12 protein-coding genes and 1 riboswitch are annotated in these 17,266 nt (G+C 72.5%); of the genes, 11 read left to right on the top strand and 1 reads right to left on the bottom strand.

The annotated features are described in order from the left end of the window. Positions 1-82 precede the first annotated feature (82 nt). Positions 83-1,825, top strand: a complete 1,743-nt coding sequence (ybaL, locus tag ACEN9J_RS09325; protein WP_057597566.1) for a YbaL family putative K(+) efflux transporter — start codon at positions 83-85, stop codon at positions 1,823-1,825. 9 nt (positions 1,826-1,834) lie between these two features. On the opposite strand, the gene ACEN9J_RS09320 is transcribed toward ybaL, so the two are convergent. Continuing rightward, complete coding sequence (locus ACEN9J_RS09320; RefSeq protein ID WP_261215894.1) at positions 1,835-2,239, bottom strand: hypothetical protein; 405 nt, start codon at positions 2,237-2,239, stop codon at positions 1,835-1,837. Positions 2,240-2,482: 243 nt separating this feature from the next. On the opposite strand from ACEN9J_RS09320, the gene ACEN9J_RS09315 reads away from it, so the two are divergent. The 10 genes from ACEN9J_RS09315 to ACEN9J_RS09270 all read left to right on the top strand — a co-directional run bounded on the left by ACEN9J_RS09315 (position 2,483) and on the right by ACEN9J_RS09270 (position 17,253). Next, the gene (locus ACEN9J_RS09315; protein WP_413763901.1) at positions 2,483-2,779 is read left to right on the top strand and encodes a hypothetical protein; all 297 of its coding nucleotides are present in this window, start codon (positions 2,483-2,485) and stop codon (positions 2,777-2,779) included. A gap of 46 nt (positions 2,780-2,825) precedes the next feature. Beyond that, a riboswitch (cobalamin riboswitch) is annotated at positions 2,826-3,113 on the top strand. 140 nt (positions 3,114-3,253) lie between these two features. Next, positions 3,254-5,449 (top strand): TonB-dependent receptor, encoded by a 2,196-nt coding sequence (locus ACEN9J_RS09310; protein ID WP_413763900.1) that lies wholly within the window; start codon positions 3,254-3,256, stop codon positions 5,447-5,449. A gap of 1 nt (position 5,450) precedes the next feature. Further along, positions 5,451-7,004 (top strand): PepSY domain-containing protein, encoded by a 1,554-nt coding sequence (locus ACEN9J_RS09305; RefSeq protein ID WP_413763899.1) that lies wholly within the window; start codon positions 5,451-5,453, stop codon positions 7,002-7,004. A gap of 43 nt (positions 7,005-7,047) precedes the next feature. Next, positions 7,048-7,725 carry an energy-coupling factor ABC transporter permease gene (locus ACEN9J_RS09300; protein WP_057597284.1) on the top strand — a complete coding sequence of 226 codons (678 nt, stop codon included), beginning with the start codon at positions 7,048-7,050 and terminating at the stop codon, positions 7,723-7,725. A 20-nt stretch (positions 7,726-7,745) separates the two neighbouring features. After that, entirely contained in the window at positions 7,746-8,807 is a 1,062-nt protein-coding gene (gene cobW / locus ACEN9J_RS09295) for a cobalamin biosynthesis protein CobW (RefSeq protein WP_057597285.1), read from the top strand. 13 nt (positions 8,808-8,820) lie between these two features. Beyond that, positions 8,821-12,633, top strand: coding sequence for a cobaltochelatase subunit CobN (cobN, locus tag ACEN9J_RS09290; RefSeq protein WP_413763898.1), 3,813 nt, complete (start codon positions 8,821-8,823; stop codon positions 12,631-12,633). Further along, on the top strand, positions 12,630-13,712 hold the full coding sequence (locus ACEN9J_RS09285; RefSeq protein ID WP_413763897.1) for an ATP-binding protein: 1,083 nt from the start codon (positions 12,630-12,632) through the stop codon (positions 13,710-13,712). Before cobN ends, ACEN9J_RS09285 begins: the two co-directional genes overlap by 4 nt. A 233-nt stretch (positions 13,713-13,945) precedes the next feature. Then, positions 13,946-14,383, top strand: a complete 438-nt coding sequence (locus ACEN9J_RS09280) for a vWA domain-containing protein (protein WP_413763896.1) — start codon at positions 13,946-13,948, stop codon at positions 14,381-14,383. A gap of 181 nt (positions 14,384-14,564) precedes the next feature. Continuing rightward, positions 14,565-15,947, top strand: a complete 1,383-nt coding sequence (gene cysS, locus ACEN9J_RS09275; protein WP_413763895.1) for a cysteine--tRNA ligase — start codon at positions 14,565-14,567, stop codon at positions 15,945-15,947. A 37-nt stretch (positions 15,948-15,984) separates the two neighbouring features. Next, complete coding sequence (locus tag ACEN9J_RS09270) at positions 15,985-17,253, top strand: NUDIX domain-containing protein (protein ID WP_413763894.1); 1,269 nt, start codon at positions 15,985-15,987, stop codon at positions 17,251-17,253. Positions 17,254-17,266 lie beyond the last annotated feature (13 nt).

Here is a 17,266-nt window from a genome sequence, read left to right as displayed (position 1 = left end):
CCGAACGGACAAGCCCCGGGAAATGCAACCGTCTTGCATACGTGTAATGAACGATCCCCCCACGTTCCTGCAAAATCGGCCGATGCCCCACAGCGTCTCACTCATCAACACCATCGCCGCCGGCCTCGGCCTGGCCCTGGTGCTCGGCTTCCTCGCCGCGCGCCTGCGCCTGCCGGCTCTCGTCGGCTACCTGCTGGCCGGCGTCATCATCGGTCCCTTCACGCCCGGCTTCGTGGCCGATGCCGGCATCGCCGCGCAACTGGCCGAGATCGGCGTGATGCTGCTGATGTTCGGCGTGGGGCTGCATTTCTCGCTCGACGACCTGCTGGCCGTGCGCAAGATCGCGCTGCCTGGCGCGCTGCTGCAGATCAGCGTGGCCACGCTGCTCGGCGGCGCGCTCGCGCTGTGGTGGGGCTGGAACCTCGGCGCCGCGCTGGTGTTCGGCCTGGCGCTCTCGGTCGCCAGCACGGTCGTGCTGCTGCGCGCGCTCGAGAGCCTGGGCATCCTCGACTCCTTCACCGGCCGCATCGCCGTCGGCTGGCTGGTGGTGGAAGACCTCGCCATGGTGCTGGTGCTCGTGCTGCTGCCCCCGCTCGCCGAGACCCTCGGCGGCCGCGCCGCCGGCACCGACGCCTCGCCGCTGTGGCAGACCCTGGGTCTCACCCTGCTGCAGGTCGGCGGCTTCGTCGCCCTCATGCTGATCGTCGGGCGCCGCGTCTTCCCCTGGATCCTCTGGCAGGTCGCGCGCACCGGCTCGCGCGAGCTCTTCACCCTGTGCGTGGTGGCCGCCGCCGTCAGCATCGCCTTCGCCTCGGCGGCGCTGTTCGGCGTCTCCTTCGCGCTCGGCGCCTTCTTCGCCGGCATGGTCATGCGCGAGTCGCAGTTCAGCCACCGCGCCGCCCAGGAATCGCTGCCGCTGCGCGACGCCTTCGCCGTGCTGTTCTTCGTCTCGGTCGGCATGCTGTTCGATCCCTCCGTGCTGCTCGAGCGCCCGCTGCAGGTGCTGGCCGTCGTGCTGGTCATCGTGCTGGGCAAGTCGCTCGCCGCCTGCGGCCTCGTGCTGGTGCTGCGCTATCCGCTGGCCACGGCACTCACCGTCAGCGCCAGCCTGGCGCAGATCGGCGAGTTCTCGTTCATCCTGGTCGGCCTGGGGGTCTCGCTCGGCCTCATGCCCACCGAGGGGCAGAGCCTGATCCTGGCCGGCGCCCTGATCTCCATCGCCACCAACCCGCTGTGGTTCAGCCTGATCGCGCCGCTGCAGAAATGGCTGCATGCCCATTCCTCGTTCGCGCGCCGCCTCGAGGCGCGCGACGACCCGCTGGCCGAGCTGCCGATGAGCACCGAGGCGCGCTACCTCTCGCGCCAGGTGGTGCTGGTCGGCTACGGCCGGGTCGGGCGCCGCATCGCGGCCGAGCTCAAGGCGCACGACATCCCCTACGTCGTGGCCGAACAGAACCGCGAGCTGGTCGAGAAGCTGCGCGAGGAGGGCGGTGCCGCCGTCTATGGCGACGCGGCCGATCCCGCCGTGCTGATCCAGGCCCACATCGCGCGTGCCCGCGTGCTGGTGGTGGCCACGCCGGCCGCGCTCAACGTGCGGCAGATGATCGAGACCGCGCGCACCCTCAATCCCACGATCGAGACGGTGATCCGCAGCCACAACGAGGCGGAAGCGGAGCTGCTCACGCGCGAGGTCTCGGCCAATGTCTTCCTCGGCGAGCACGAGCTGGCCCAGGCGATGGCGCGCGACGCGGTGCGCCGCGCCGTGGCGCCGCCCGCGGCGCATGGCGCCAACGGCGCGCCCACCGTGCCGGGCGCGCCGGCCTGAGCGCTTTTTCTAGAGGTCCTCGATCACCAGCATGCGATAGCGCTGGGCGATCGAGTACGGCACCGTGCGCACCACGTCCATCAGGCGTTCGGCGTCTTCCTGTTCCTCGGTGCGTACCAGCAGCGCCGTGTGGCCCTCGCGCGCGAGCTTGGTGTAGGCGCGCACGGTCGCGCCATCGGTGCCGGCCGAGGGCAGGGGGTTGTCGGCCTCCTTCACGGTCGGGGTGATCTCGGCCAGCACGGTGGCGGGCGGCAGCAGGTAGACGTCGTCGCCGCTCACGCCCTGTTCGATGAGCTGGCGGCCGATCCGGTCGGCGTCCTCCGCGCTCGGGAACATCACCATCGAGTAGCCGGTGGGATAGAACGCGCCGCCGATGCTCGATGTCATCCGCGATTCCAGGCTGAACTGCTTCATGGGGGCCTCCTGTGTGTCTTGGCTGGCTGCTGATCCGCTTCGAAACTAGGCCGCGCACCGGCGCTCGCATGTAGGAGAAGCCCGGGAGCTGGGAACGGTGGGCGCCAACGCCCGTCGCAGGAAGCCCACAGGGTTTTCGCCGGCGGTGAACGTGATCGAGTACACGCGCGTTGTGACAGGGCGTGTCCACGATCCCGGCGGCGCGCCCCCATCATCGCCAACGCCCACCTTCCAGAGCTTCGCGTGAACACCATCCCCGCCACCCTGTCGCCGTCGCCCCGCAACCTCGCGCTGACCGTCCACGAACTGGAGCCCGGCGAGTTCTACTGGGTGCTGATGGAGGCGGTCGACGATGCCGCGGGCGAGGGCGCGGTGCATTCCTACCTGCCGCTCGAGGCGGCCATCGAGCCGCACACCAGCTATTCGAACGCGCTGGTGGCCGGCGTCAGCGTGCTGCGCCGGCTGTTCGGCACCGAAGGCCCCGGCCGGGCGCAGGACACCCGCACGCCCGACGAGCCCGCGCGCACCCGCTCCCTATAATTCTCGCCGTTCGGTGCGGCCATTCTTCCGAGGAAGGAAGGACGCACCGGCACCACGGTTCGAAGGTGCCCCGCCAGCCATGCATGCCATGGCCAAGGGGTTAAACGGGAAGCAGGTGCGACGCGTCGGTTCACGGATCGACGCCTCCATTCCTGCGCTGCCCCCGCAACGGTCAGCGGATCTGGACGTCCTCACTCCATGCCCCCAGGGCATCGGCAGCCACTGCGCCCCCAAGGCGTGGGAAGGCGAGGGCTTCCGCAACGGCGCTGCAGTATCGACTGCGCGCCGCTGCGCTCCGCGAGCCCGGATACCGGCCTTCGTCACCGCCTCGGACGCTGCGGGAGTGCGTGTCCGGGCCGCCGGCCGGCGAAGCGCTCGCTTTACCCGCCGCCGGTCCCGGCCATCGATCGACCTCCCGCCGCGTCCACGTTCGGTCAGAGAGCCTGCGGGGACGCGGGCCGGAGGAGAAGTCACATGGATCACGCATCGCTGCCAGGCGATCGCAGGGGTGCGGCCGGCCGCCGCCCGCACCGCCACCGGGGTCGCCCGGCCACCCGCCGCCTCGGCGGCGTTTCCGCCGCCATCGGCCTCGCCTTCAGTGCCGGCAGCGGCTTCGCGCAGCAGGCCGCCACCAGCCTGCCGCCGGTGCAGGTCGAGGCCGGCGCCCAGGGCGCGCTGTCGCTCGCCGAGCCCACGCAGACCGGCAGCCGCCTCGGCCTCACGCCGCTCGAGACGCCCGCCAGCATCGAGGTGCTGACCGGCGAGACCATCCGCGCGCGCGGCGACGTCTCCGTCATCGAGGCCGCCACCCGCGCCACCGGCATCACCGGCGCGCCCTCGCCGGGCAACGGCAGCACCTCGATGGCCGCGCGCGGCTTCTCGGGCCATGGCTCGGTGATGCAGCTGTTCGACGGCACGCGGCTGTTCGCGGGCGCGGGCACCGTCACCTTCCCGTTCGACACCTGGTCGGTCGACCGCATCGAGGTGCTGCGCGGCGCGGCCTCGGTCATGTATGGCGAAGGCGCGATCGGCGGCGCGATCAACGTGGTGCCCAAGAAGCCCACGCGCGGACCGATCCACAACGAGGCGCTGCTGAGCTACGGCTCCGACGCCACGCGCCAGGCCGCCTTCGGCAGCGGCGGCGCGATCAACGACAAGCTTTCGTACCGCTTCGACATCAGCCACCGCGCCACCAACGGCTTCATGGCGCGCGGCGAGGGCGAGAGCCTGGCCGTCGGTGGTGCGCTGCGGCTGGACGTCTCGCCCGAGCTGCAGTTCACCCTGTCGCACGACGAGGGCCGCCAGTCGCCGCAACGCTACCAGGGCGTGCCGCTGATCGACGGGCGCCTCGACGGCCGGACCCTGCGCCAGAACTACAACGTCGACGACGCCGAGCTCAAGTACGACGACAAGTGGACCCGCCTCGACGCGCTCTGGACGCCCAGCGATGCCGTCACCGTGCACAACCAGCTCTACCGGCTCGCGAGCCAGCGCCACTGGCGCAACAGCGAGACCTACACCTTCAATGCCGCCACGCGCCGCGTGACGCGCGGCGACTACCTCGAGATCGGCCACGACCAGGAGCAGGTCGGCAACCGCACCGACGCCACCTTCCGGCACGAACTGTTCGGCATGAAGAACCAGGTGCTGGTGGGCTTCGACGTGAACCGCATCGACTTCCTGAACTCGAGCGACTCGCCCTACGGCGGCCGCTCGGTGGTCGACCCCTTCGTCTTCCTGCCCGGCTACTACCAGTCGCCGTCGCCCTACCTGCCGCGCTACCGGACCCGCACCAGCACCTATGCCGTGTTCGCCGAGGACAAGCTGGCCTTCGACGAGCGCTGGTCGCTGGTCACCAGCCTGCGCTGGGACCATGCCAAGGTGGCGCGCACCGACCTGTCCAACGCGGCCAACAGCCTCACGAAGACCTTCGAGTACGCCACCGGCCGCATCGGCGCGGTGTATGCGCCCGATGCCTCGCAGTCCTTCTATGCGCAGCTGGCGCACGCGGCCGATCCGCTGACCTCGCTGATCAGCACCTCGACCACGCAGGCGCCGTTCGACATCAGCACCGGCAACCAGGTCGAGGTCGGCTACAAGCGCCAGCTGGCCGACAACCGCGGCGCCTGGACCGTGGCCGCCTACCGCATCGAGAAGAAGAAGCTGCTGTCGCGCGACCAGAACAATCCCACCGTCTCGCAGCAGGTCGGCAAGCAGTCGTCCGAGGGCATCGAGGCCACGCTCGACCTCGCGCTGACCCCGACGCTGCGGCTCGAGGCCAATGCGGCCAAGCTGCGCGCGCGCTACGACGACTTCAACGAGGTCGTGAGCGGCCGGCTGGTCTCGCGCGCCGGCAACACGCCGTTCGGCGTGCCCGAGGAAGCGGCCAACCTGTTCCTGCACTGGCATTTCCTGCCGCAGTGGGAGGCCGAGTTCGGCCTGCGCTACGTCGGCTCGCGCCAGGTCGACGCGGCCAACTCGCGCAAGATCGGCTCCTACACCGTGGCCGACGCCTCGGTGAGCTGGCAGGCCAACAAGTCGCTCAAGCTCGCGCTGCGCGGCTACAACCTCGGCGACCGCCGCTATCCGCTGTCGTTCTCGAACAGCGGCAACCAGTGGCTGTTGGGCCGTCCGCGCTCCTTCGAGCTGTCGGCGCTGGTGAACTTCTGAGATGACGCACGCCGCGCGCCGCGCCCGCGCCGATCGCACTGCCTGGCAGCGTGCGTGCCCGCTCGTGCGCCACTGGCTCTACTGGACCCACCGCTGGCTCGGCATCGGCGGCTGCCTGCTGTTCGTCATGTGGTTCGTCTCGGGCGTGGTGATGATGTACGTGGGCTATCCCACGCTCACCGAGGGCGAGCGGCTCGCGGGCCTGCGCGCGCTCGACGTCGGCCAGGCCCGGGTCTCGCCCGTGGCCGCGCTCGAGGCCCTGCCCGAAGCAGCGCGCCAGCAGCCGCCGCGCCGCGTCGCGCTCGAGATGCAGGGCGGCGCGCAGCCGCAGCCGGTGTGGCGCATCGTCGATGCGCGCGGCGGCCGCCATGCGGTGTCGGCGCGCGACGGCCGGCTGCTGGCCGGCACCGACGCCGCGCAGGCCGAGGCCGTGGCGCGCGACTTCTCGGGCCAGCCCGGCGCGCGCTGGGCCGAGACGCTCGAGCGCGACCAGTGGACCGTGCCGCAGGGCCTGAATCCGTTGCGCCCGCTGCACCGCATCGAACTCAACGACGCGGCCGGCACCGAGCTCTACGTGTCGGCGCGCACCGGCGAGGTGGTGCGCGACACCACGCGCTCCGAGCGCTTCTGGAACTGGCTCGGCTCGGTGCCGCACTGGATCTACTTCACGCCGCTGCGCGCCGATCCGCCGCTGTGGCACGACGTGGTGGTGTGGCTCTCGGCCGCCTGCATCGTCTCGGCCGTGACCGGCATCGCGATCGGCATCCTGCGCGTCCGGCTGCGCCGGCGCTTTCGCAACGGGTCCGTCACGCCCTACACCGGCTGGATGGCCTGGCACCACATCGCGGGCCTGGTCGGCGGCTTCTTCGTGCTGACCTGGATCGTGAGCGGCTGGCTTTCGATGAACCCGAACCGCTGGTTCGAGCGCAACCCGGTCGACGCGGCCGCGATGGCGCGCTACACCGGCGGCGAGATATCGACCTTTCCGTGGCCGCCCGCCATGCCGCCGGCGGGCGAGGGCGCAGCGGCGCCGCGCGAGGCACTGCTGCAATGGTTCGACGGCCGGCCTCTGCTGCAGCTGCGCGATCCGCAGGCACGCGTGCGCGTGCTCGATGCCGCGAGCGGTGCGCCGGCTTCGATCGCGCGCGAGGACATCGTGCGCGCGGCCGCCCGGCTGCGCCCCGGCGCCACGGTGAGCCAGGCCGTGCTGCAGACCGCCTACGACTTCCACTGGTACGGCCACCACCGCGAGCGCGTGCTGCCGGTCTGGCGCCTCGAGTTCGACGACCCCGCGCGCACCCGGCTCTACATCGACCCGGCCAACGGCCAGCTGGCCGGCAGCAGCGACCGCAATGCGCGGCTGCGGCGCTGGCTCTTCAATGCCGCCCACAGCCTCGACTTCCCCTGGCTGATCCAGTACCGGCCGGCCTGGGACCTGGTGATGTGGCTGCTGTCGATCGTCGGCGCCGTGGCCTCGGCCAGCGGCGTGGTGATCGGCTGGCGCCGGCTCCGGCCGCGCTCGTGTTCTCCCACCGTGGCGCTCGCGCGTCCATGATCCAATCCACTTTCGCACTGCGGTGCCCTCCAGGAGCTGTTCCATGCACATCGAACCCGGTCTCGTCGACACGACCAAGATCTTTCTCAGCTATGCCACCGGCGCCGCGGCGCTCGCCTGCACGGGCAAGGTCGCTTTCGACACCCTGCTGAAGGACGGCCTGGTCGCCTTGGCATTGCGCTCGGCGATCGCCGTGGCGCTGGTGTTCTGTTTCTTCGAGGTGCTGCCGCACCACCCGGTGGGTGTATCGGAAGTGCACCTGATCCTCGGCACCACCTTGCTGCTGGTGTTCGGGCTCGCGCCCGCGGCCATCGGCCTGGCGGGCGGGCTGCTGGTGCAGGGCCTGTTCTTCGAGCCGCAGGACCTGCCGCAGTACGGCATGAACGTCACGACCCTGCTGGTGCCGCTGTTCGCCACCGCGGTGCTCGCGCGTCGCATCATTCCCGAGAAGCTGGCCTATGTGGACATCGGCTACCGCGAGGCCTTCAAGCTGTCGGTCGCCTACCAGGGCGGCATCGTGGTGTGGGTCGGCTTCTGGGCGCTCTACGGCCGCGGCACCGGGCTCGCGAACCTCGGCGAGATCGCCAGCTTCGGCGCCGCCTACATGACGGTGGTGCTGGTCGAGCCGCTGGTCGACCTCGGCGTGCTCGCCGGTGCCAAGGCCTGGCGCCGGCTGCAGGGCTCGGCCTTCGTCGAACGTCGCCTCTACACCGGCGCCTGAAAGAACCCTCGGAACCCTCCATGACCACCAGCAACGCAAAAATCCCCGTCACCATCGTCACGGGCTTCCTCGGCAGCGGCAAGACCACCTTGATGCGCCACATCCTCGGCAATGCCGAGGGCCGCCGCATCGCGGTGATCGTCAACGAGTTCGGCGAGCTCGGCATCGATGGCGAGATCCTGCGCGGTTGCGGCATCGGCTGCGACGACGAGGGCAACGAGCGCGAGGGCGCGCTCTACGAACTCGCCAACGGCTGCGTCTGCTGCACCGTGCAGGAGGAATTCCTGCCCGTGATGCTGCAGCTCGCCGAGCGCCGCGACCAGCTCGATGCCGTGCTGATCGAGACCTCGGGCCTGGCGCTGCCCAAGCCGCTGGTGCAGGCCTTCCAGTGGCCCGACATCGCCAACGTCTTCACCGTCGATTCGGTCGTGACCGTGGTCGACGGCCCGGCCGCCGCGGCGGGCCAGTTCGCCGAGAACCCGGTGGCGGTCGACGCGCAGCGCCGCGCCGATCCCAACCTCGACCACGAGTCGCCGCTGCACGAGCTGTTCGAGGACCAGCTCTCGGCCGCCGACCTGGTGGTGCTCAACAAGGCCGACCTGCTCGACGAGGCCGCGCGCGCGCGCGTCGAGGCGCTGGTGCGCGAGGAGCTGCCGCCCGAGGTCAAGATCGTGACGGCCACCGAGGGCAAGCTGCCGCTCGCGCTGCTGCTGGGCCAGGGCCGCGCCGCCGAAACCACCATCCACCTGCGCGAGAGCCACCACGACCACGAGGAAGACCACGACCACGACGAGTTCGACTCGCTGGTGATCGACCTGCCCGCGATGGACCGCGAGCGGCTGCTGGCCGCGCTGGCCGCGCTGGTCGAGCGCCACACCATCTACCGCGTCAAGGGCTTCGTCGCCGTGCCGGGCAAGCCGATGCGGCTGCTGGTGCAGGGCGTGGGCCGGCGCTTCGACCACCACTTCGACCGCCGCTGGCGCGACGGCGAGGCGCCGCGCACGCAGCTGGTCTTCATCGGCGAGGACCTCGAGGAAGCCGCGCTGCGCGAGGTGCTCGAGGGCGCGGCGCTGCCGGCCTGAGCGCGCTCGCTTCGTGCACCTGCTGAGCACCCAGCCCGGACGCTTCGTCGAGGACGACCCGGGCGTCGTCACCCGGCTCGACCAGACGCCGGGCGAGATCGTGGTGCTCAGCTCGGCCGACACCACGCTGGCCCTGCTGTCGGCCGCGCGCGGCGCGCTCGCGGCCAGCGATCCCGGCTATCCCTCGCTGCGGCTGGCCAACCTCATGTACCTGCGCCAGCCGGCCTCGTTCGACCTCTATGCCGACGAGGTGCTGCGGCATGCGCGCGTGGTGGTGGTCGACCACCTGGGCGCGGCCTCGGCCTGGCCCTACGGCCTGCAGCAGCTCGAGCAGCTCGCGCGCCGGCACGGCCAGCAGCTCGCGATCTTCTCGGGCGACCTGCAGGAGGACGAGGACCTGCTCGCGCGCAGCACCGCGCCGCGCGCCGTCTGCCACCGGCTGTGGCAGTACCTGCGCGCGGGCGGCCCGGCCAATGCGCTGCAGTTCCTGCGCGCGGTGGCCTTCCATGGCCTGCGCCATGGCGACGAGCCGCTGCCGCCGCGCAGCCTGCCGCAGGTGGCGCTGCACGTGCCGGGGCTGCCCGCCACCTCGGCCGTGCCCGGCATCGACGACCTGCGCGCGCGCTGGCGGCCCGGCGCGCCGGTGGTGGCGCTGGTGTTCTACCGCTCGCACCTGCTGTCGGGCAACACGGCCGCCTTCGACGCGCTGGCCGAGGCGCTGTCGGCCGAGGGACTGAACCCGCTGCCGCTGGCGCTCGATTCGTTCAAGGACCCGCTGTGCCTGTCGGCGCTGCGCGAACTCTGCGCCACGCACGCGGTGCAGCTGGTGCTCAACACCACCGCCTTCGCGGCACTGGGGCACGACGGCGGCGAGGGCGGCGAACTCGCGCTGGCCGGCGACGCGCCCGTGCTGCAGGTGATCGTGAGCGGCGGCAACCGCGAGGACTGGCTGGCCGACAGCCAGGGCCTGCGGCCGCGCGACATCGCGATGCAGGTCGCGCTGCCCGAGATGGACGGCCGCATCGTGACGCGCGCCGTGAGCTTCAAGGGCCTGCTGCATCGCTGCGAGCTGACGCAGACCGAGGTGGTCGGCTACCGCGCCGAGCCCGACCGCGTCGCCTTCGTGGCCGAGCTCGCGCGCCGCTGGTGCCGCCTGCGCAGCCTGCCGGCGGCCGACAAGCGGCTCGCGCTGGTGCTCGCCAACTACCCGGGCAGCGAAGGTCGCATCGGCAGCGGCGTGGGGCTCGACACGCCGGCCTCGGTGATCGCGATCCTCGGAACGCTGCGCGCCGAAGGCTATGCGCTCGGCGATCCGAAGGCGTTGCCGGCCGATGGCGACAGCCTGATGCAGACCCTGCAGCAGGGCATCGCCAACGACCCGCGCGAATGGCCCGCGCGGCCCGCCTGGCAGAGCTACGCGCTGGCCGACTACCGCGCGCGGCTGGCCGCGCTGCCCGAAGGCATGGCCGCGGCCATCGACGAACGCTGGGGCCCGCCCGAGCAGGATCCGATGCTGCGCCAGGGCCGCTTCATGATCGCGGGCCTGCGGCTGGGCCGGGTCTTCGTCGGCATCCAGCCCGCGCGCGCGCTGAACCTCTCGGGCTCGCAGGACTATGCGAGCTACCACGACGCCGAGGCCGTGCCGCCGCACGGCTACCTGGCCTTCTATTTCTGGCTGCGCGACGTGTTCGGCATCGACGCGGTGGTGCACGTCGGCAAGCACGGCAACCTCGAATGGCTGCCGGGCAAGAGCATCGCGCTGACGCAGGCCTGCTGGCCCGACGCGGTGCTCGGGCCGCTGCCCAACGTCTATCCCTTCATCGTCAACGACCCGGGCGAGGGCGCGCAGGCCAAGCGCCGCACCCAGGCCGTGATCGTCGACCACCTGATGCCGCCGCTCACGCGCGCCGAGAACCACGGCCCGATGCAGGACCTCGAGCGCCAGGTCGACGAGTACTACGACGCGCTGCTGGTCGATGCACGCCGCGCGCGCGTGCTGCGCGCCCAGATCCTCGCGGCCGTGCGCGCCCAGCACCTGGTCGACGAGCTCGATGCGGCGGGCGCCGAGGACGATGCCGTGCTCGCGCGCGTCGATGCCTACCTCTGCGAGCTCAAGGAGACCCAGATCCGCGACGGCCTGCACGTGTTCGGCGCCTCGCCCGAGGGCCGGCTGCGGCGCGACACGCTGCTGGCACTGGCGCGCTATCCGGCGGGCGACGGCAGCGGTGCGGACGCGGGGTTGCTGGGTGCGCTGTCGCACGACCTGCTGCCCGGCGAGCACTTCGATCCGCTGGACATCGAGCCCGCGAAACCCTGGCAGGGCGCGCGGCCCGCGCTGCTGCAGGCGGTGAGCGACGACCCCTGGCGCCACCAGGGCGACACGCGCGAGCGGCTCGAGCTGCTGGCGACGCGGCTCGTCGAAGCGGGCGAATGCCCGGCCGGCATGCCGCGCGCCGCCGCCGTGCTGGGGCGCATCGCCGAGCAGCTCGCGCCCGCGCTCGATGCCTGCGGCGCGCAGGAGCTGCTGCAGCTGTCGCGCGCGCTGCGGGGCCGCTTCGTGCCGCCCGGGCCCAGCGGCTCGCCCTCGCGTGGCCGGCCCGACGTGCTGCCGACCGGGCGCAACTTCTACGCGGTCGACACGCGCGCCATTCCCACCCCCACCGCCTGGATGCTGGGCCTCAAGTCGGCCGCCCAGCTGGTCGAGCGCCACCTGCAGGAGCATGGCGACTATCCCGCGGGCATCGGCCTGTCGGTCTGGGGCACGGCCACCATGCGCACCGGCGGCGACGACCTCGCGCAGGCCTTCGCGCTGATCGGCGTGCGGCCGAAGTGGGCCGCGGGCAGCCAGCGCGTGGTCGACTTCGAGGTGCTGCCCACGGTCGGCCTCGGGCGGCCGCGCATCGACGTCACGCTGCGCATCTCGGGCTTCTTCCGCGATGCCTTCCCGGCCGCGGTGCAGATGTTCGACGCGGCCGTGCAGGCCGTGGCCGCGCAGGAGGACGAGGATGCCGAGCGCAACCCGATCCGCGCGCGCATCCTGCGCGAGGCCGCGGCGCTCGAGGCCGGGGGCCTGCCGGCCGAGGTCGCGCGCACCCAGGCCGGCTGGCGCGTGTTCGGTTCGGCGCCCGGCCACTACGGCTCGGGCCTGCAGCCGCTGTTCGACAGCGGCGACTGGCAGAGCGACGACGACCTCGCCGGCGCCTATGTCGGCGGCAGCGCCCATGCCTACGGTCAGGACAGCGACGGCGTGCCCGCCACCCAGGCGCTGGTGCGGCGCTTGCGCGCGACCGACGTGGTGCTGCAGAACCAGGACAGCCGCGAGCACGACCTGCTCGACTCCAACGACTACTACCAGTTCCAGGGCGGCATGGCCGCCGCCGTGCGCCACCTGAGCGGCAGCCAGCCGGCCATGTACCACGGCGACCATGGCAATCCGCAGGCGCCGCGCGTGCGCACGCTCAAGGAGGAGATCGGCCGCGTGGTGCGCGCGCGCGTGGTCAATCCCAAGTGGATCGCGGGCGCGCGCCGCCACGGCTACAAGGGCGCCTTCGAGATGGCGGCCACGGTCGACTACCTGTTCGGCTTCGACGCCACCGCGCGCGTGGTCGGCGACCACCAGTACGCGATGGTGGCCGACGCCTACGTGCTCGATCCCGACAACCGCGATTTCGTCGACACGCACAATCCGCGCGCGCTGCACGACATGCTGAGCCGCTTGCTCGAGGCCATGCAGCGCGGCCTGTGGCAGTCGCCCGGCGACTACCGAGAACGCATCGAGAACCTGCTGCTCGCGCACGAGCAGCGGATGGAAGGACATACGCGATGACCGCCCACCCGAATGCCGAGGCCGCGCCGCTGCCGGCGTCGTTTCCCTTTTCCGCCATCGCCGGCCAGCCGCGGCTGCGCGAGGCGCTGCTGCTCGCCGCGGCCGATCCCGCGCTCGGCGGCGTGCTGATCGAGGGCCCGCGCGGCACCGCCAAGACCACGGCCGCGCGCGCGCTGGCCGAGCTGCTGCCCGGCGCGCCCTTCGTCACTCTGCCGCTGGGCGCCAGCCTCGAGCACCTGGTCGGCACGCTCGACCTCGGCCAGGCGCTGGCCGGCCATGCGCTGAAGTTCGCGCCGGGCCTGCTCGCGCGCGCCCATGGCGGCGTGCTCTATGTCGACGAGATCAACCTGCTGCCCGATGCGCTGATCGATTCGCTGCTCGACGCGGCCGCCAGCGGCGTCAACGCGGTCGAGCGCGACGGCATCTCGCACCGCCATGCCGCGCGCTTCGTGCTCGTGGGCACCATGAACCCGGAGGAGGGGAGCCTGCGCCCGCAACTGCTCGACCGCTTCGGCCTGTGCGTGCAGCTGCGCAACCTCGAGGACCCGGCCGAGCGCCAGGCCGTGGTGCGCGCGCGGCTGGCCTTCGACAGCGATCCCGAGGGCTTTCGCGCGCGGCATGCGGCGGCCGAGGCCGAGCTCGCCGCGTCGCTGCGGCGCTCGCGCGCGACGCTGGCCGATGCCAGCGCGCTGCCGTATGGCGATGCGGTGCACGAGGCCGTGGGCGCGCTGTGCATCGCCGCGCAGGTCGATGGCCTGCGCGCCGACCTCGTGATGCTGCGCGCGGCGCGCGCGCTGGCCGCGCTCGAAGGGGCCGAGGCCATCAGCGAGGAGCATGTGCGGCGCGTGGCCGAGGCCGTGCTGCTGCACCGGCGCAAGCCGGGCGTGGAGGCGACGCCGCCCGCGCAGGCGCCGAGCGCGCCACCGCCATCGGCCGCCGAGGGCGAGAGCGCCATCGACGACGGCGCCGATACCGGCGACGGCGACTGGGGCGCGCTGCCTGCCGAGCCCGTCGGCGTCGCCCGCGTCAAGCCGCTGCGACCGCTGATCCCGGCCGCCTCGCTCGCAAAAAAAGCCTGAGCCTCCGGGACACCGCACCCGCTGGCGCGCGCCAGGGTGACCGGAGGCAGGCGTCATCGGGACCGGGCCGCGAGGCCTGGCACGGCATCGCCGCCACCGACGCGGCGCTCGACTGGCCGCGCACGCTCGTCGCGCGCGGTGCCGGTCCGCTGCGCCGCGAGCACCTGCGCCGCCGCCCGCGCGAGACGCGCGAGGGCGCGCTGCACTGCTTCCTGCTCGATGCCTCGGCCTCGATGCGCAACGACGGCGGCCTCGCGCGCGCCAAGGGCCTGCTGCTCGCGCTCATGGACGAGGCCTACCGCCGCCGCGACCATGTCGCGCTGCTGTGCTTCGCGGGCTCGGTGGTCGAGCTGCGGCTGCCGCCGCGCCGCGCCAGTGCCTGGAACGACGACTGGATCGCGCCCATCGGCGCCGGCGGCGGCACGCCATTGGCGCTGGGCGTGCGGCGCGCCGACGAGCTGCTCGAGCGCCATGCCGATCGCCGGCGCTGGCTCTGGCTGCTGACCGATGGCCGCAGCGCCGAATCGCCCGCGCGGCCCGGGTCGGCCGACGTGGCCTGCGTGGTCGGCTTCGAGACCGCGCGCGTGCCGCTGCATCGCGCGCAGTCGCTGGCCGCGGCGTGGGACGCGCGCTACCTCGACGCGGCCGCGTTTGACCCGCGGCAGGCCTAGCGGCTAGGATGCCGGCCATGTCCACCCGTCCTTCGCTCCACCTCGCCGGCACCTGCTGTCGCGCTCTGCCATGGGGAGATGGCGGCTAGAGCGACTTCACGCGAACCCGCATGCCCATGGCCACCCGTTGCAAGACTGGTGGCCTTTTTGTTTTTTGCAACGACCTCGAGAGTCCACACGCATGTCCCTCGTCCTCCACGACACCTGGTCGCGCTCCCTGCGCCCCTTCGTTCCGCTGCGCCCCGGCCCGGTGGGGCTCTACTGCTGCGGTCCCACCGTCTACGACCATGCCCACATCGGCAACCTGCGCACCTACGTGTTCGAGGACCTGCTGCGCCGCGTGCTGGAGTTCGGCGGCCACGAGGTACGGCACGTGGTCAACATCACCGACGTCGGCCACCTGGTCTCGGACGCCGACGAGGGCGAGGACAAGATGGAAAAGGGCAGCCGGCGCGCGGGCGAATCGGCCTGGGCCATCGCCGAGCGCTTCACCGCGGCCTTTCGCGCCGACTGGCGCGCGCTGAACCTGCGCGAGCCCGCCGAATGGCCGCGCGCCACCGACCACATCCCCGAGCAGCTCGCCTTCATCGCCGAGCTCGAGCGCAAGGGTTTCACCTACCGCACCGCCGACGGCATCTACTTCGACACCTCGAAGCAGGACGACTACGGCCACCTCGCGCGGCTGGACAAGGCCGGCCTGCGCGCGGGCCAGCGCGTGGCGATGGGCGACAAGCGCGAGGCCACCGACTTCGCGCTCTGGAAGTTCAGCCCGCCCGGCGCCCAGCGGCAGATGGAATGGGACAGCCCCTGGGGCCGCGGCTTCCCGGGCTGGCACATCGAGTGCTCGGCCATGTCGGCCCGCTACCTCGGCCCCTGGTTCGACATCCACTGCGGCGGCGAGGACCACATCGGCGTGCACCACAGCAACGAGATCGCGCAGACCCAGGCCTGCCACGGCACGCGGCTCGCCAACTTCTGGCTGCACGGCCATTTCCTCACGCTCGACGACGACCTGAAGATGTCGAAGTCCGACGGCGACTTCGTGCGGCTGCAGACCCTGGTCGACCGCGGCATCGATCCGCTGGCCTACCGCTACCTGTGCCTGGGTGCGCACTACCGCAGCAGCCTGCGCTTCAACGAGGCCGCGATCGCGGGCGCGCAGTCGGCGCTGGACCGCCTGCGCCGTGCCTATGCGGGCTGGCCGGAGGGCGGCGCGGCCGACGCGAGCTTCGTCGCGCGCTTTCGCGCCGAGGTCGAGCAGGACCTGAACCTGCCGCGCGGCCTGGCCGTGCTGTGGGAGCTGGTGCGCAGCGACCTGCCGGCGCCGACGCGGCGCGCCACGGCCGATGTGTTCGAGGCGGTGCTGGGGTTGGGGCTGGCCGAATGGCGCGAGGAGGGCGACGCGGTGCCCGAGGCGATCGCGGCCCTGGCGCAGGAGCGGCTGGAGGCCCGCTCCGCCGGCGACTGGGCCCGGGCCGACCGGCTGCGCGAGGACTTGCGCGCGCAGGGCTGGCAGGTCGAGGACGGCGCGGCCGGGCCCCGGCTCAGCCGTGGACGCTGGTGACAGCAGGCCGGCGGCCGCGGACCGACAATCGCTCCCCATGAACGCCACGCCGCCCAAGCCACGCCCGATCCGCACCGCCGCCTCGCTGATCCTGCTGCGCGACGGGCTCGGCGGCCTCGAGGTGCTGATGCTGCGCCGGGCCGACAAGCCCGACGACCAGAACAGCGGTGCCAGCGTGTTCCCGGGCGGCGTGGTCGACGCGCACGACCGCGAGCTGCACACGCGCTGCGTGGGGCTCGACGACGCGGCCGCGAGCGCGCGGCTCGCGCTGCCCGCGGGCGGCCTCGACTACTACGCCGCCGCGGTGCGCGAATGCTTCGAGGAGGCCGGCGTGCTGTTCGCGAGCGACGCCGACGGCGCGCTGGTCGCGCTCGATCGCATCGATCCGGAGCGGCTGGCCGCGATGCGCGCCGCCGTGGCCGACAGCACCGAGGCGCTGCTCGCGCTGTGCGACGCCCAGGGTTGGCGCCTCGCGGTCGACCAGTTTGCTTATTTCAGCCACTGGCTCACGCCGCCCGGCATGCCGCGGCGCTTCGACACGCGCTTCTTCGTCGCGGCCATGCCCGCGGGGCAGGAGGTGCAGGTCGACGGCTTCGAGATCGTCGAGCACCGCTGGCTGCCGCCGGCCGAGGCCGCGAGTCCGGCACTCGGGCTCAAGCTGATGAACGTGACGCGGCGCGTGCTGCTGGAGCTCGCGGGCTTCGCCTCGGTGGCCGATTGCCTCGCGCAGGCGCGCGCTCGTGCGCGCGTGCGTCTCAACATGCCGCGGCTGGCCGACGGTCCCGAGGGCCGGCGGCCGGTGAACGTGGACGAGGCGCCCTACGACGAGGTGGCGCTGGTCGATCCCGACGGGCAGGGCGGCGGGCGCTATGCGCACGAGGCGGGGCTGTCGATGCGGCTGTCGGCGCGCGTGTGGCGCGTGACGGGCGCCGATGGAACGCACAGCCATTTCGTGGGGGGCGACGAAGGCTGGGCGCTGATCGATCCGGTGCCGGGCGAGGCGCTACGCGCCGCGGCGCCGGGGCCGGTGCGCTGGGTGCTGGCCACGCGCGGCGAGGCATCGGCCACCGGCTGGCCCGAGGCACGTGCGGTCGCGCCGAAGACCGGGGAATCGCTGGACCTCGGCGGCGCGACGCTGCGGGTGCTGGACGGCGACGAGGCCGCAGCACGGCGCTTCCTGCTGGTCGAGGAGCGCATGCTGTTCTCGGGCAACGCGCAGGGCGCGGCCGTGGCGTGGCCCGACGATGCGGCGGTCGAATGGATCGCGCCTGCGCGCGGCTTCGTCGTGCGCCACGCGCCCGACTGAGCGCGGCCCGCCG

Source organism: Variovorax sp. Varisp41 (genome assembly GCF_047325085.1).
In the GTDB taxonomy this organism is placed as follows: Bacteria; Pseudomonadota; Gammaproteobacteria; order Burkholderiales; family Burkholderiaceae_C; genus Variovorax.
Note: the sequence above shows the minus strand (reverse complement) of the source record. Positions and strands in the feature narration are given on the sequence as shown.

Bases quoted from the DNA above. Each gene is read 5' to 3' on its own strand.
- ACEN9J_RS09320 (WP_261215894.1), bottom strand. From the start codon at position 2,239: ATGAAGCAGTTCAGCCTGGAATCGCGGATGACATCGAGCATCGGCGGC.
- ACEN9J_RS09280 (WP_413763896.1), top strand. From the start codon at position 13,946: ATGCGCAACGACGGCGGCCTCGCGCGCGCCAAGGGCCTGCTGCTCGCG.
- ACEN9J_RS09310 (WP_413763900.1), top strand. From the start codon at position 3,254: ATGGATCACGCATCGCTGCCAGGCGATCGCAGGGGTGCGGCCGGCCGC.
- ACEN9J_RS09305 (WP_413763899.1), top strand. From the start codon at position 5,451: ATGACGCACGCCGCGCGCCGCGCCCGCGCCGATCGCACTGCCTGGCAG.
- cobW (WP_057597285.1), top strand. From the start codon at position 7,746: ATGACCACCAGCAACGCAAAAATCCCCGTCACCATCGTCACGGGCTTC.
- ACEN9J_RS09300 (WP_057597284.1), top strand. From the start codon at position 7,048: ATGCACATCGAACCCGGTCTCGTCGACACGACCAAGATCTTTCTCAGC.
- ACEN9J_RS09270 (WP_413763894.1), top strand. From the start codon at position 15,985: ATGAACGCCACGCCGCCCAAGCCACGCCCGATCCGCACCGCCGCCTCG.
- ACEN9J_RS09285 (WP_413763897.1), top strand. From the start codon at position 12,630: ATGACCGCCCACCCGAATGCCGAGGCCGCGCCGCTGCCGGCGTCGTTT.
- ybaL (WP_057597566.1), top strand. From the start codon at position 83: ATGCCCCACAGCGTCTCACTCATCAACACCATCGCCGCCGGCCTCGGC.
- cysS (WP_413763895.1), top strand. From the start codon at position 14,565: ATGTCCCTCGTCCTCCACGACACCTGGTCGCGCTCCCTGCGCCCCTTC.